We start from the raw sequence: 13,235 nt of genomic DNA, 5'->3' as shown, positions 1-13,235 counted from the left end.
GCCCGCACACCCTCACCATTGAAACTATGGCGGGTCCCATGGGCACCAGGCTGCAGGACCAGGGACAGGTGACGGTGGACATGGGGGAGCCCCACCTGGAGCCGTCGGCCATTCCCACCACCTTGGGGGTTGATGCTAGGCAAGTGGTGGCTGAACGACTCCTGGTGACGGGTCAGGTGCTGGAGGTGACGGCCGTGAGCATGGGCAATCCCCACGTGGTGATCCCCGTGGCGGACGTGGACCAGGTGGATCTGGAGCAACTGGGGCCTGCACTGGAAACCCATCCCGCCTTCCCCAATCGCACCAACGTGCATTTTCTCCAGGCGCTCAATGATCAGCACCATCGCCTGAGGACGTGGGAGCGGGGGGTGGGTCCCACCATGGCCTGTGGCACCGGAGCCTGTGCCGCAGTGGTGGCCGCCCATCTGCTGGGGCTCGGCCAACGCAAGGCTCGGGTGACCCTCCCCGGCGGCACCCTGACCATCCACTGGCGCGACGACAACCACATCTTCATGACGGGGCCTGCCCAGCGCACCTTTATGGGCCAGGTGGTGTTGGATTCACTGGGGACTGAAGCGGAAAACGAAGCCACCGGCAACACGGAAGCAGCGGCCCAGGCCAGGGCCATGGCGTTTCTGGCCAACACCTCCCTGGACGAGATGCTGGAGTTAGCTGCCAACTCCCTGGCCCAACGCACCCAGCGGCGCGGCGGACCTCCCGTCACCCCTCCCGGTGAACCGGTGCCGGACTGGGACCACCGTGCCCACTGAGCCGCGCCTCTATCTGGATGGCTGCGCCACCACGCCCCCCAGCCCAGGGGTGCGGGCCGCGGTGGCCGCTGCCCAGGAAGATCTGTGGGGCAATCCCTCCAGCCGCCATCAGGAGGGTCGTCAGGCCTGTCTCGCGTTGGAACGCTCGCGGGAGCAGGTGGCCCAACTGCTGGATGTGCCGCCGGATTGGGTGGTGTTCACCAGCGGGGGCACCGAGGCCAATCACCTGGCCATCCACGGGGTGCTGGGCGCTGTGGGGGGAGCCGCCGTCTGCTCGGCGGTGGAACATCCCGCAGTGGGCAACCTGTTGCACGACCGTCAGCGGGCGGCAACTCGGCTGGAGTTGCTGCGCCCTGACAGCCAGGGTCGTCTCAGCAGAGCGAGCCTGCTGGAGCGCCTCCATGAGGGACCGGTGGACCTGGTGTCGGTCATTGGGGCCCAGAGCGAAGTCGGCAGCCTCCAACCCCTGGCCACCATGGGCGCCATTTGCAGCAGCCGTGGCATTCCCTTTCATAGCGACGGGGTTCAACTCTGTGGCAAGACGCCCTTGTACACCCGCTGCTTGGGGGTGGATCTGCTCACCATCTCCGCCCACAAATTCTGCGGTCCCAAGGGGATTGGCGCCTTGATCCGCAACCCGCGCCTCTCCTTGACGCCCCTGCATCTGGGGGGGGGTCAGGAATCGGGGCTACGCTCCGGTACGCCGGCGGTGCCGCTGGCGGTGGGCTTTGGCGTGGCGGCCCAGGAGGCGAGGCGGGCGCTGGAGCAGCCGTCGGTGCCCCTCTGGCACCGCTGGACACGCCAGTTGCGGGAGCAACTCTGGAGCGTGCCGGGGATTGAACCAACTGGCCATCCCGAGGACCGCCTCCCTGGTCACATCAGTTGTCTGGTGGGCACACCGGGGGGTGAACCACTGGAGGGCAGCCGTGTGGTGCGGGCCTTGGATGGCTGTGGCTATGCCGTGAGCAGTGGCTCCGCCTGCCGCTCCGGTTCGGCCCAGCCCAGCACGGTCCTGCTGGCCATGGGCATTGACCCGGCCCGGGCCCGCAGTGGATTAAGGCTGTGCCTCGGCCCCTGGCTCTGTGGCAGAGACACTGCTGTGGTGGAAGACCGCCTCCGGGAGCTGCCCCAGGTGGTGCGCCAACTCTGTTGCCGCCTTGCTCCCCTGAGCAGGCCTGAATCGGCCCGGCAGACTCGTTGGTGATGCTTCATGTCTGTTGTTTCTGTCCTTAGCCCATGGATCTCCCCACTGACCTCAACGCCGCCCGCCGCCAATGTGCCGCCGCCCTGGAGGCCGCCCTGGCTGATGGCCTGACCCGCCTGCAAGTGGATTTGCGGTTTGAAGGGCTGCGTTGGCCTACCGTTGCCCATGGGCTGTGCCAGGCGTTGCAGCAGCGAGAGAACCGAGGGACCGTTGTGCTGGCCTTTGCCGACATGGGGGCAGCAGCCTTGGCCAGGCGGGATTTTGACCGTTCTGCGGCCGCAGCCGTCACCTTTGCTGATCTCGCCAGTGGCCGCTGCCCGGCCAATGCCCCCCTGTACATGGCTGTGACCCCCACAGCACCGGATTTCACGGCCTTTGAAACCGCCTGCACAGCCCTTGGGGAGCGTCCCGTTATTGTCCTGAATCCCAGGCTGGAGGATGCTGCGGTGGGCATCGGCAGCATCGCCCGCGCACGACGGCGCGGCTTCCTGGCCCGTTGGCACTTGGTGTACGGGCTCTATCCCTTGGAGCAAGCCGCCCTGGCCTATGCCCACCCTGGCCCTTGGCAGCTGTTCCGGGAAGATCCCGACGGCTTTCGCCTTATGGCATCTCTCCCCCAGCGACCGGACGGGAGCGCCATGGACCAGCTTCTGGGGCAAGACCGCTTGGCCGGAGGACTGGCCAGGGCAACCGATGACCTGCTGCAACAGATGGGTTGAGCCAGGCTCAGCCAAGGGCCGTGGCTTTGATCGGCAGCGCCTGACCGAGAAGGCCACCAGGTCTGGCAGAGGCTCCGGAGCATCGGTACCATCCGGTTCAGCACGTCTTCCATCGCGCCATGAAACTTTGGCTGCGTCTCCATCCGGTGGATCTGGGGGCCCTTGTGGCCCTGACCCTGGCCGCGGCCGGCCTGCTCTGGAGCCCCAAGCTGATGACCGGTTTGGCCGCCGCTGGTGGCTATCTTGAACCCATTGACGTGATTGTGGACATCAAGCACATCCCCGTAGCGGACCCGGACGCCCTCCTGGCCAGCATCAAGGAGGAAGGGGAAACACGGCTTGTGGTGCGCAACCAGCCCTCCGGAACCCTTCAGGTGCTGGATGGGCACCTGCGGCACCGCCTGGTGGCCCTGGCGGATGGCACCACAATCCCGGATCCCAATAATCAGGAGTTCGCCACGTTTGATGCCCAGCTGGTTCTCCAAGGGCAGGGGCAGGAAACCAGAACCGGCTTTGCCCTGGGGGACACCAACCTCAAAATTGGCGTTCCCATTGAAGTGGAGGGCAGGCTGTACCGCCTGAAGGGCGTGGTCAGCGGACTGGCCAAGGGGGACGGCTGATGGGGAATCAGCGCAAGCGTGCAGTGCTGCTGGGGCTGATGCTGCCCCTCTTGTCAACGCCTGCAAGTTATGGCCAGGGCCTGCTGGAGCTGCTGGATCAGGTGGCCGGCGGTGAACCCGTTACGGTGGTGGCCCATGACGCCCCTGGACATGGGGCTGCCACAGAAACCGCTGCCCCGAAGACCGTGGGGGCGGCCACGCCGCCGGGGCAGATTCCTTCCCTGCCAACACCCTCTACGGCACCGCAAGAGCCCGCCCTCCCATGGCTTGCTCCGCCCCCATCCCTGGCGGCCCTCGTCCGCTTGGAGTCCCATGTGAGCTGTGCCCCGCTGCAGCGGGAGGTGTTGGCCATCCTGGGCAGTGAACGCTCTGCCTGGAGTGTGACGGTTGCCGATTCCTTCGGTCGCCTGATGGCGGATGTCAACGGCCATGTGCCCCGTATTCCCGCCTCCAACCAGAAACTCATCAGCACCGCCCTGGCCGTTGACCGCCTGGGGTTGAACCACCGCCTCAAAACCTCCCTCTGGCGCCTGCCCAACGGCACTCTGCGACTGGAAGGGGAGGGGGATCCCGGCTTTGGCCCCCAGCAGGTGGCGCGCATGGCGGCTGCCCTCTCCGGCCATGGTGTACACACAGGCACCGTCAACATGGAGTTTGAAGAGTTGGTTCCCCGACACTGGTGGCCTGCAGATTGGCACAGTGCTGATCGCAACTGGTATTATGGCGCTCCGGTAACGCGACTGGCGGTGAGCGCCAACAGCAGTGGGGATTACGCGGTCTCTCACCCCCCCAAGCGGCTGGCGGGGATTTGGAGCCAGGCGCTGAATCGGCAGGGGTACAGGTTCGAGTGGGCGGAGGTGCCTGCGGACTCACCCAACCCACAGGGCAGTCAGTTGATCCACGAAGAGTTGTCCCAGCCACTGCAATCCCTCATGTCCCGCGCCAATACGGACAGCCACAACAACACCGCAGAGGTGCTGCTCAGGGTGGGCAGTGGAACATGGAATCTGACTCAAGCCAGCCAGGTCACCCTGCAATGGCTCAAGGACAAGAACCTTCCCGTGGACGGGGTTACCATTGCCGACGGCAGCGGCCTGAGCCGCTCCAACCGCAGCACCACCCGCCTCTACACCAGTCTGCTGCTCACCATGCAGCACCACGCCAATGGGAGCAAATGGTATGGAACCATGGCCGTGGCCAATCGCACGGGAACCCTGGAGCGTTTTTCCAGTTCACCATCCCTGACAGGGAAGTTTGTGGGAAAAACGGGCACCATCCGTGGTGTGAAGGCACTCTCCGGCCGGATGGCCACCCCCCATGGGTATCGGTTTTTCAGCGTGCTGGCCAATGGTTCGGCGGAACCAAGCTCCCGCATGGTGGGCATTCTGGAGGCGGTGCTCAAGCACTCCTCCTGTCCTCGTGTGCTCTGAACTGGGTGGTGGCGACAGTTCCCTGGGGGGCGGTGGTCCGCTGCCGTGGTGTGGCCGTTGGGCGGTCATGGGCAGAGACGGCTGCACTGCCGCTCCCCTGGCGCGTGGCGCACACCACCTGCTGAAGGTCCCGCAGCTTATTGCTGAGATCGTCCAACACCTGCCGGGCGTAGTGGTCAGCCTCCTGTCTGGTGGCCGTGGCTTGCCGCGCCAACTCTTCACAGTGGGCATGGGCCTTCTGGCATAAGGTCCGCATGTCCTGCCGCATGTCCTCAACTTCCCGCTGGGCACGTTCCTTGCGTCTGACCTTCTCTTGATTGATGCGCTCCAGTTCTTGCAGCGCCTGGAGGCGCCGCTGCTCCAACTGCTTATTCTGCTCCTCCTTGCGGATGATGTACTCCTGCTCTAACTGGCTGCGACGGGCCGCAAATTGCTGCTCAGTTTGCTCCATCTTCTTCTGCAACACTTGCTCCTGCTGGGCGACGGCCTGCCGCGCCTTGTCCAGCATCATGTCCCGTTGTGCCGCCGCCTCGGCCAGCACCTGCTTGGCACGACGTTCACCCTCCTGGACAGACTGCTGGATTACCTGTTCCCGCTTGTCCTTGACCTGCTGAATGATGGACGCACCCTGGACTTGGGTCTGCTTCAGGTAGTCCTGCCGCTGGTCGATCAAGGCCTGGGCCTGTTGAAAGGTTGGGGGGAAGCTTTCGCGAATCCGGTTCAGAGCTTCGATGACATCATCCTCGTCCACCAGCAACATCCCGGTCAGTGGCAGGCGGAGACCTTGCAGGACGATCTCCTCCAGTTGATCCAGTTGATCCAGCATGACGTCAAGTTCTTTGCTGGAAGACGACACAGGGGACGGACCCATGGCACAAGGGGAATCGGCTAACCCGAATTAAAGTGCCTGTTCAGGTCTTCTGCCACTGCTGCGGGGACCATATGGGACACATCACCACCAAAACGGGCCACTTCCTTGACCACGGAACTGCTCAGAAAGCTGTGGCGGGCCGCCGTGGCCAGAAACAGGGTCTCCACCGTGTCACACAGGGAGGAGTTGGTGTGGGCCAACTGCAGTTCGAATTCGAAGTCGCTCAAGGCCCGCAAGCCCCGCAAAATCACGGTGCAACCCTGCTGGCGGGCAAAGTTGGCCGTCAGACCGTCGAAGCTTTTGACGGAGACGTTGGTCAGATCCGCCGTGGCCAACCCCAACTGCTGCTGCCGCTGCTGGAGAGAAAACGCCGGGGTCTTGCCGGGATTGCGCAACACGGCCACGAGCACCTGGTCAAAGAGACGGCTGGCCCGCTGAATCAGATCCAGGTGGCCGAGGGTGACAGGGTCGAAGCTCCCGGGGTAGAGGGCACGCACGATTGGCACTGGTGAGACCCCAAACGGGGAATGGCTGCCACACTAAATTGGACACAATGCGGTAAGCCCCATGGATCTTGATGTTGCAGCCAAAACAACCCTGTTGAAGACAATCCCCCATGGCCTGTTTATTTGCGGGGTTGCGGAAGCTGACGTGGTCAACGGCTTTACGGCAAGCTGGGTGACCCAGGGTTCCTTCAAGCCCCCTCTGGTGGTGGCGGGCGTGCGGTCCGATTCCACCAGTCACGGCATGATTCAGCGTACGGGGTGTTTCAGCTTGAACGTGATGGAGGTGGGGCAACAGGAGTTGGTGGCCAAGTTCTTTCGCCCGCAAGCGGCTGTTGGGGGACGCCTGGCCGAGGTTCCCTATCGCTTGGGACCCTTGGGGCTGCCCCTGTTGGAGAATTGCCTGGGGGGGCTGGAATGTCAACTGGTGGGCCATGTGGCTGCCGGTGACCACACCGTGTTTGTGGGTGAGGTGAAGACCGCGGTGCTCCACCGGGAGGGGGAGGCCCTCACCCTGTCCCACACCCGCTGGACCTATGGGGGGTGAGGCCGCGGCAACCCGTGCCTGTGCGTTGCGCAACGCACGGGCTGGCGGCTTGCTGCAACATGCGGATGAACTGGAAACTCGGCTGCGGGAGATTCCCCTGGAGCCGGGTTGTTATCTGATGCGGGATCGGGATTCCCGTGTCCTCTACATCGGCAAAGCCAAGAGGCTCCGCGTACGGGTGCGGAGCTATTTTCGCGGCCATGAACTGCTGAGCCCCAGGATTCAAATCATGGTGCGGCAGATCCACGACATTGACTTCATCGTTACCGATAGCGAAGTCGAGGCGCTTGTGTTGGAATCCAATCTGATTAAAGAGCATCAGCCCCACTACAATATCCTCCTCAAGGACGACACCAGCTATCCCTACCTTTGTATCACCTGGAGTGAGGACTACCCCCGCATTTTTATCACGCGCCGGCGCCGTCTTCGCTCTCCCCAGGATCGCTTCTACGGTCCCTACGTGGACGTGGGTCTGCTGCGCAACACCCTGGCTTTGGTGAAGCGGGCCTTTCCCCTGCGTCAACGCCCCCAACCCCTGTACCGGGATCGAACCTGCCTTAACTTCGACATCGGCCGTTGCCCCGGCGTCTGCCAGCAACGCATCAGCCCTGAGACCTATCGCGGCACCCTCCGCAAAGTGGCCATGGTGTTTCAGGGGCGCAACGAAGAGTTGCGTGTCCTCCTGCAGGAGCAGATGATTCGCGATGCCGAACGGCTGGACTTCGAGAAGGCCGCCCGGATTCGGGATCAGTTGCAAGGTCTGGATCGACTGACCGCTTATCAAAAGGTGTCCTTACCGGACGACCGGCTCAGCCGGGACGCCATTGCCATGGCTGCCAGCGATCAACTGGCTTGCGTGCAGTTGTTTCAAGTGCGGGCCGGCAAGCTGGTGGGGCACCTGGGATTTCATCTGGATCCCCAGGCGGCACCGCCAGGTCATCTGCTGCAGCGGGTGTTGGAGGAGCACTACAGGGATGTAGAGTCCAGTGAAATCCCCCAGGAAATTTGTGTCCAACATCCCTTGCCGGAAGCGGACCTGCTGGCCGCCTGGCTGAGCCAAAAGCGGCAGCGGAAAGTTCACGTCCTAACGCCGCAGCGACAGCAGAAGGCGGAGCTGGTGGAGTTGGTGGAGCGCAACGCCGGCTTCGCCTTGCAGCGGGCCCAGCGCAGTTCCCAGGAGCAACAACTCGCCCTGGAGGATCTGGCCCAACTCCTGAACCTGGATCACCTCCCCCGGCGCATTGAGGGCTACGACATCAGCCACATTCAGGGCAGTGACGCCGTGGCCAGCCAGGTGGTGTTTGTCCAGGGTCTGGCCGCACGACAGCACTACCGTCGCTACAAGCTGAAGTCCAGCAGCATCGCCCCCGGCCACAGCGATGATTTCATGGCCATGGCGGAGGTGATGAGGCGTCGTTTTCGGCGCTGGTCCCAAGCCAAGGCAGAGGTAGAGGACATGGGTTGCCACCGCCGCCAGGGTTCTCACCCACTGGATACCGTCGGCCTCAGTGATTGGCCTGACCTAGTGATGATTGACGGGGGCAAGGGCCAACTCTCCGCGGTGATGGATGCCCTGCACCAGTTGGGGCTGGCGGAGGATCTCCATGTCTGTGCCCTGGCCAAACGGCGGGAGCAGGTGTTTCTACCCGGCGCCCAGGAGCCGGTGAACAGCGAGCCCGACCAACTGGGCATCCTGCTGTTGCGGCGTCTGCGGGATGAAGCCCATCGCTTTGCCGTCACCTACCACCGGCAGCAGCGCCGGGATCGCATGAAGCGTTCCCGTCTCAGCGAAGTGCCGGGTTTGGGGCCCAAGCGGAGCCGCACACTGCTGAGCCATTTTCGCTCCCTGGACGCCATTCAGTTGGCCTCGGCGGAGCAAATTGCCCAGGTGGAGGGGATTGGCCCCGGCGTGGCCCGTCAGGTGTGGGAGTTTTTCCATCCCCCAAGCTGAGCCGGTGCTACACTGACCTTCCCAGCGGAATCCATGGTGCGCCCCACTGCCGTGATCGGTTTGGGACGCTCCGGCATCAGCGCTGCCCGGCTCCTCCAGGCACAGGGGCACAGGGTGTGGCTCCTGGAACAGCGCCAGACCCCTCAACTACACAGCACCGCCGCGGCCTTGCGTCAGGAGGGCCTGCAGGTGCAGTTCAATTGCTCTTTGGCATCCCTGGAGCAGCTCAATCCCCAAGCCGTGGTACTCAGTCCCGGGGTGTGCTGGACGGAGCCCGTCCTGGTGCAGTTGCGCCGTCGTGGCGTGCCGGTTCACGGAGAGACGGAGCTGGCCTGGCAGGCCATGGCCTGCGCCCCCTGGATTGGCGTCACCGGCACCAACGGCAAGACCACCATCACCGCCATGGTGGGCCATCTACTGCAGCAGTCCGGCCGGGATGCCCCCATCTGCGGCAACAGCGGGGCAGCCGCCACGGAACTGGCCCGGGAATGCCACGGGGGGCGCCGCCCTGACTGGGTGGTGGCGGAGTTGAGCAGCTTCCAGATTGAGGCCTCCCCCACCCTGACGCCCCGCATTGGCATCTGGAGCACCCTGACCCCAGACCATCTTGACCGTCACGGCAGCCTGGCCGCCTATGGCGCCATCAAGGCCGCCCTGGTGACCCGCAGCGCCGTCCCCGTGCTCAACGGCGACGATCCCCAAATCTGGCGTCGCCGCGCCTGCTGGCCCACGGCCCGCTGGGTCACCTGTCGCGGTGGGGCGGCCCTGCAGCCCCATCGACAGGCGGCCCTGTCCATCGAGGAGGGCATGGTCACCGCCCCCACCGGCCCCCTTTTCAGGGCAGACATCCTGCCCATGTCCGGTCAACACAACTGTCTCAACATGCTCTTGGCCACGGCAGCGGTCCTGGAAGCGGGGCTGGAGCCCTGTCAAATCGCCGCCGGGCTGCGCTCCTTTCCCGGGGTGCCCCATCGCCTGGAAACCATCGCCTGCCACCAGGGGGTGACCTACATCAACGACAGCAAGGCCACCAACTATGACGCGGCCCGCACGGCCCTGGAGGCCCTGGACGGTCCCCTGGTGCTGTTGGCGGGGGGACGGGCCAAGCAGGGGGACGCCCATGGCTGGCTGGAGCGCATTGCCACCAAGGCTGCTGCCGTGGTGTGCTACGGGGAAGCGGGAGACGCCTTCACCACCCAGGTGCAACAGGCCTGTCCCCGGATTCCGTGCCAACGGCTGCCGGGCTTGCCCGAGGCGGTTCCCCGCAGCCATGCCCTGGCCCTGGAGCATGGCGCCATGACGGTGCTCCTTTCCCCAGCCTGCGCCAGCTTTGATCAATACCCCAACTTCGAAGTCCGGGGAGACCACTTTCGTGCCCTCGTCCAGGCCATGATGGCGGCGCAATGAGATGACTCAGGTGTCCAGGAACGGGGGGCGCCCGTCAGGGAATCTCCACCGCCATGGCGGTGGCGGATGCCTTCTGCACCGCATCGGCCACCATCTGGCTGGCCAGGCCCTCCGCCAGGCCGGGAATCATGGGGCGCCCCTCCCCCACAGCAGCGGCCCACCAGTCCAGTAGCCGGGCCACCGGTGCAATGCGCCCGTCCGGCCAGGTGCGGGCAAATCCATGGGCGCTCTCCTCCTCCTGCTGCTCCAGAGCTCCCCCACGCCGGGCAACCCGCATGGTGAAGCCGTGGACGTAATCCTTCTGGTTGCTGCTCCCCAACACCACCTGAGCGTGACTGCCATAGAGCTCCAGCCACATGCCCCGGCCGTTGCGGGTGACGGAACTGAGATTCACCTGGGCCACCACGCCGCGGGCAAAGGTGAGTTGAATCAGCGCCACGTCTTCGGCATCACAGTTGCGCAGCCAGCCGCTGGCGGGATCGGGCCGGGCCGTGACGGCGGTGGAGAGCCTGGCCTGGACGGAGGCAACGGGGCCAAATAGCCACGTCAGCAGATCAAAGGCATGAACCCCCAGAGCCCCCACAACACCACCGCCTTGCTCCCGTCTTGCGTACCAGCTCCAGGGGCGAGCGGGATCGGCGCGGCTGCTCATGAGCCAGTCCAGCTTCACCAGCCAGGGTTGGCCAAGGACCCCCTGCTGCACCAGCCGGGCCAGTTGTTGAAACAGGGGCACGGCCCGGTATTCAAAATCCACCCCACAAATGAGCTCACCTTGTAGGGCCTGCATCCGCAGTTGACGCGCCTCGTCAGCCGAGAGCGCCACCGGCTTTTCCAGAAAGACGGGCTTGCCCGCCGCCAGGGCCTGCCGGGCCAGGTCGGCACGAACCATCGGTGGGGTGGCAATCACCACGGCATCCACATGGTCGCTGTCCAGCAAAGTGGAAAACTCGCTGAACCCTTGCACCTCTTCCGCCTGGGCGGCAGCCGCTGCCTTTTGGGGATCAGGATGCCAGAGGGCCGTGACGACTGTGGACGCCGTGGCCCGCAACGCTGGCACAATCACCTTGCGGCCAAAGCCAAGACCGGCAACAGCAACGCGCATTGGTGGAGCAGGGGAGATCATGGCGCTGTCCTGAACGGGATTTTCCTCAACTGATGAACCACGCCATCTCACCGGAGTAGGTCTACGGATGGGAACTGGCCCTGGACGGGTGGGTGTGCTGGGCGACGTCCGCATTCTTCCTCGTCGAGCTGGTCCGTCTGGCCTCCAGGAGGATGTTGGGCTGGAAGGTGATTGCCGATGCATTCACCAACTTCATTACCTTAGCGGCCTATATCACCATCTCGTTCGTAGCGCTCGCCGTCCTCTACCTGGGTGTCTACTACACCGTCTACCAATACTTCAGCCTGACGCAGATCCCCGTGACGCTCTGGTCCATCGCCTTCTGCGTCGTACTGGCCGACCTGGCCTACTACTTCGAGCACCGCTTCTTGGATCGGGTCGGCATTGCCTGGGTAACCCACACCGTTCACTACAGTTCACCGTACTTCAACATTTCGGTGGCCTACCATTTCGGGTCACTGGACGGGTTCTTCCCCGTCTTTTTCCATATCCCGCTGGTGTTCGTCGGGCTCGACCCAATCGTGGTCTTCTTCAGCGAGGCGGTGGTGCAGCTTTACCAGACCATCCTCCACACCGAGGTCATCAAGACACTACCGAAACCAGTGGAGGCCGTGGTGAACAACCCCTTCACACCACCGCGTCCACCACGGGAGCAACCAGCAGTACATCGACAAGAACTACGGCGGAATTTTTATTCTGTGGGACTGGATGTTCGGCACGTTTGCCAAGGAGCGAGAGCCCGTGATCTACGGCATCACGGAACAACTGGGCACGGTCAACCCGTTCATTGTCTTCTTCCACGGATTGACCGGGCTGTACCGGAAGATGGCAGCCGCGAAGGGCTGGCGCGCCAAACTCGCTCCCCTGGTGGCGCCACCTGGGCAGAGGAACGCAAACGGATCAGTGGGGCGTGAGCAAGCTACAGCCCCAGGGCGAGTTGCATCTGCGGCTCCGACTTTCTCCTCATGAAGGTGGCGTACCGGTCCCCCGGCCCCAGTTCGTCTGCAACGCGCTCCAGCGAGATCCGCCGCAATACCTCTGCCGTGACGGGGCGTTTTTCTGCCACAAAGATCATGCTGTGGAGCAGTTGGCAGTAGGGTTTGGACTGGACCAGCTCGTGGACAAAATCTGCCTCGTCCTGCGACCGGCACGGGAGAAAATACACAGTGTCGTCGAACACCACGGGTTTCCTGTACATTGGGCCGATCTTGACGAAGCGCAGAACCTGGTAGAAGCCGGAGACGGCCACCTTCCACGGCACAAACGTGTAATCACCGACGCCGAAGACGGAGAAGCGGGGCTTGCCACAGGTAGATCAGGCTCCTGCGCCCGTCAAGCTGCTCTCCGTAGGCGCGGAGGAGGCCCACCGCGGGGTGCACCCCACTGGATGTGGGATGGATGTGGGACGTGTCCTCGCCAATCTCCTGCTGGGGAATGATCATCATGCGGTTAGAGCACGGCTTCCCCTTGGCAACGTCGGAACTCTTGAGCATAGGGAACAGACAGGTATCCTCCACCTCCACCACCTTCCCAGGCCCGTTGACCAGCCCACCGTTCCTGCTGCACGTCAGGTCCATGACCTTTGCGCAGTCGTGCTTGATACCTGATCGCCAGACGTAGTTACCGTTGCACCCGAGCAAGTGGCGCCGCGCCATGAAGGCATCCACGCCCGCGATCAACATGCCGTCGTGGTGACCTACTGTCCCCGTCGGCTCCAAGTCCTCCAAGCTGTCGAACACGCCACAACTCCGTGAGGGCTGGCCCGGCTAGGCAGGGAAAACCGGCAGGCAGGTATTGACGGCGGCCCCAAAGTGATGCATGGCATCCACAGTAGAAGACGGCCGTCCGCCCAACGGACTCGCCTCGCTTCCACATCTGCCGCAGGACCTTCCGTGCCACGGCGGTCTTCAGCTGCATGGCGATCCAGCCCTGCCGCTCCCTGAGCCACCCCACCTGCTGCAGCACCATCCACTCGGAAATATCGAAATTTGCCTTGCCGGTGAGGGTATATCAAGCCCCCGGTGACTTTGAAAAGTAGGGTCCATAGGCGGCTGGGGCATCTACCCAGCGCCAGCCGTGACGCTGTACGT

Annotated in this window: 13 protein-coding genes and 2 pseudogenes; 10 read left to right on the top strand and 5 right to left on the bottom strand. The window is 63.9% G+C overall.

What is annotated here, in order from left to right:
- The 5 genes from dapF to FLM9_RS03525 all read left to right on the top strand — a co-directional run.
- Positions 1–770, top strand: a 770-nt coding sequence (gene dapF, locus FLM9_RS03545; RefSeq protein ID WP_143324583.1) for a diaminopimelate epimerase, incomplete at its 5' end; no start/stop codon positions are given.
- On the top strand, positions 760–1,974 hold the full coding sequence (locus tag FLM9_RS03540) for a cysteine desulfurase family protein (RefSeq protein ID WP_074457293.1): 1,215 nt from the start codon (positions 760–762) through the stop codon (positions 1,972–1,974). The genes dapF and FLM9_RS03540, both read left to right, overlap by 11 nt.
- A 32-nt stretch (positions 1,975–2,006) precedes the next feature.
- Positions 2,007–2,693 (top strand): DUF1995 family protein, encoded by a 687-nt coding sequence (locus FLM9_RS03535; protein WP_074457292.1) that lies wholly within the window; start codon positions 2,007–2,009, stop codon positions 2,691–2,693.
- A gap of 119 nt (positions 2,694–2,812) precedes the next feature.
- On the top strand, positions 2,813–3,313 hold the full coding sequence (locus FLM9_RS03530; protein ID WP_074457291.1) for a DUF4330 domain-containing protein: 501 nt from the start codon (positions 2,813–2,815) through the stop codon (positions 3,311–3,313).
- Positions 3,313–4,743, top strand: a complete 1,431-nt coding sequence (locus tag FLM9_RS03525) for a D-alanyl-D-alanine carboxypeptidase/D-alanyl-D-alanine-endopeptidase (RefSeq protein ID WP_081340169.1) — start codon at positions 3,313–3,315, stop codon at positions 4,741–4,743. Before FLM9_RS03530 ends, FLM9_RS03525 begins: the two co-directional genes overlap by 1 nt.
- Here the strand turns inward: FLM9_RS03525 and FLM9_RS03520 are convergent.
- Together FLM9_RS03520 and coaD are read right to left on the bottom strand one after the other, a co-directional pair.
- The gene (locus FLM9_RS03520; protein WP_143324582.1) at positions 4,712–5,614 is read right to left on the bottom strand and encodes a hypothetical protein; all 903 of its coding nucleotides are present in this window, start codon (positions 5,612–5,614) and stop codon (positions 4,712–4,714) included. The genes FLM9_RS03525 and FLM9_RS03520 overlap by 32 nt on opposite strands.
- 17 nt (positions 5,615–5,631) lie before the next feature.
- Positions 5,632–6,111, bottom strand: coding sequence for a pantetheine-phosphate adenylyltransferase (gene coaD, locus FLM9_RS03515; protein ID WP_074457289.1), 480 nt, complete (start codon positions 6,109–6,111; stop codon positions 5,632–5,634).
- A 70-nt stretch (positions 6,112–6,181) separates the two neighbouring features.
- On the opposite strand from coaD, the gene FLM9_RS03510 reads away from it, so the two are divergent.
- The 3 genes from FLM9_RS03510 to murD are packed head-to-tail and all read left to right on the top strand — an operon-like array spanning position 6,182 to position 10,022.
- Complete coding sequence (locus FLM9_RS03510; protein WP_074457288.1) at positions 6,182–6,664, top strand: flavin reductase family protein; 483 nt, start codon at positions 6,182–6,184, stop codon at positions 6,662–6,664.
- On the top strand, positions 6,654–8,615 hold the full coding sequence (gene uvrC, locus FLM9_RS03505) for an excinuclease ABC subunit UvrC (RefSeq protein ID WP_074457287.1): 1,962 nt from the start codon (positions 6,654–6,656) through the stop codon (positions 8,613–8,615). Before FLM9_RS03510 ends, uvrC begins: the two co-directional genes overlap by 11 nt.
- A gap of 33 nt (positions 8,616–8,648) precedes the next feature.
- Complete coding sequence (gene murD, locus FLM9_RS03500) at positions 8,649–10,022, top strand: UDP-N-acetylmuramoyl-L-alanine--D-glutamate ligase (protein WP_074457286.1); 1,374 nt, start codon at positions 8,649–8,651, stop codon at positions 10,020–10,022.
- A gap of 34 nt (positions 10,023–10,056) precedes the next feature.
- Here murD and FLM9_RS03495 read toward each other — a convergent pair whose 3' ends face one another.
- Positions 10,057–11,145 (bottom strand): Gfo/Idh/MocA family protein, encoded by a 1,089-nt coding sequence (locus FLM9_RS03495; RefSeq protein ID WP_074457285.1) that lies wholly within the window; start codon positions 11,143–11,145, stop codon positions 10,057–10,059.
- A gap of 152 nt (positions 11,146–11,297) precedes the next feature.
- Here FLM9_RS03495 and FLM9_RS08730 point away from each other — a divergent pair.
- Positions 11,298–11,744: pseudogene (locus FLM9_RS08730) on the top strand (sterol desaturase family protein); the annotation flags it as partial.
- A 64-nt stretch (positions 11,745–11,808) separates the two neighbouring features.
- Positions 11,809–12,114, top strand: a pseudogene (locus FLM9_RS08725) (sterol desaturase family protein); the annotation flags it as partial.
- Here the strand turns inward: FLM9_RS08725 and FLM9_RS03485 are convergent.
- Together FLM9_RS03485 and FLM9_RS03480 are read right to left on the bottom strand one after the other, a co-directional pair.
- Positions 12,065–12,394 (bottom strand): hypothetical protein, encoded by a 330-nt coding sequence (locus tag FLM9_RS03485; RefSeq protein WP_074457283.1) that lies wholly within the window; start codon positions 12,392–12,394, stop codon positions 12,065–12,067. The pseudogene FLM9_RS08725 and the gene FLM9_RS03485 overlap by 50 nt on opposite strands.
- Positions 12,395–12,416: 22 nt before the next feature.
- Complete coding sequence (locus FLM9_RS03480; protein WP_074457282.1) at positions 12,417–12,884, bottom strand: hypothetical protein; 468 nt, start codon at positions 12,882–12,884, stop codon at positions 12,417–12,419.
- Between the last annotated feature and the right edge of the window lie 351 nt (positions 12,885–13,235).

This window comes from Candidatus Synechococcus spongiarum (assembly GCF_900047545.1).
Taxonomy (GTDB): domain Bacteria; phylum Cyanobacteriota; class Cyanobacteriia; order PCC-6307; family Cyanobiaceae; genus Synechococcus_B; species Synechococcus_B spongiarum_C.
This window is presented reverse-complemented; position numbering and strand designations above follow the sequence as displayed.

Bases quoted from the DNA above. Each gene is read 5' to 3' on its own strand.
- FLM9_RS03535 (WP_074457292.1), top strand. From the start codon at position 2,007: ATGGATCTCCCCACTGACCTCAACGCCGCCCGCCGCCAATGTGCCGCC.
- FLM9_RS03530 (WP_074457291.1), top strand. From the start codon at position 2,813: ATGAAACTTTGGCTGCGTCTCCATCCGGTGGATCTGGGGGCCCTTGTG.
- FLM9_RS03525 (WP_081340169.1), top strand. From the start codon at position 3,313: ATGGGGAATCAGCGCAAGCGTGCAGTGCTGCTGGGGCTGATGCTGCCC.
- FLM9_RS03520 (WP_143324582.1), bottom strand. From the start codon at position 5,614: ATGGGTCCGTCCCCTGTGTCGTCTTCCAGCAAAGAACTTGACGTCATG.
- FLM9_RS03510 (WP_074457288.1), top strand. From the start codon at position 6,182: ATGGATCTTGATGTTGCAGCCAAAACAACCCTGTTGAAGACAATCCCC.
- uvrC (WP_074457287.1), top strand. From the start codon at position 6,654: ATGGGGGGTGAGGCCGCGGCAACCCGTGCCTGTGCGTTGCGCAACGCA.
- murD (WP_074457286.1), top strand. From the start codon at position 8,649: ATGGTGCGCCCCACTGCCGTGATCGGTTTGGGACGCTCCGGCATCAGC.
- FLM9_RS03495 (WP_074457285.1), bottom strand. From the start codon at position 11,145: ATGATCTCCCCTGCTCCACCAATGCGCGTTGCTGTTGCCGGTCTTGGC.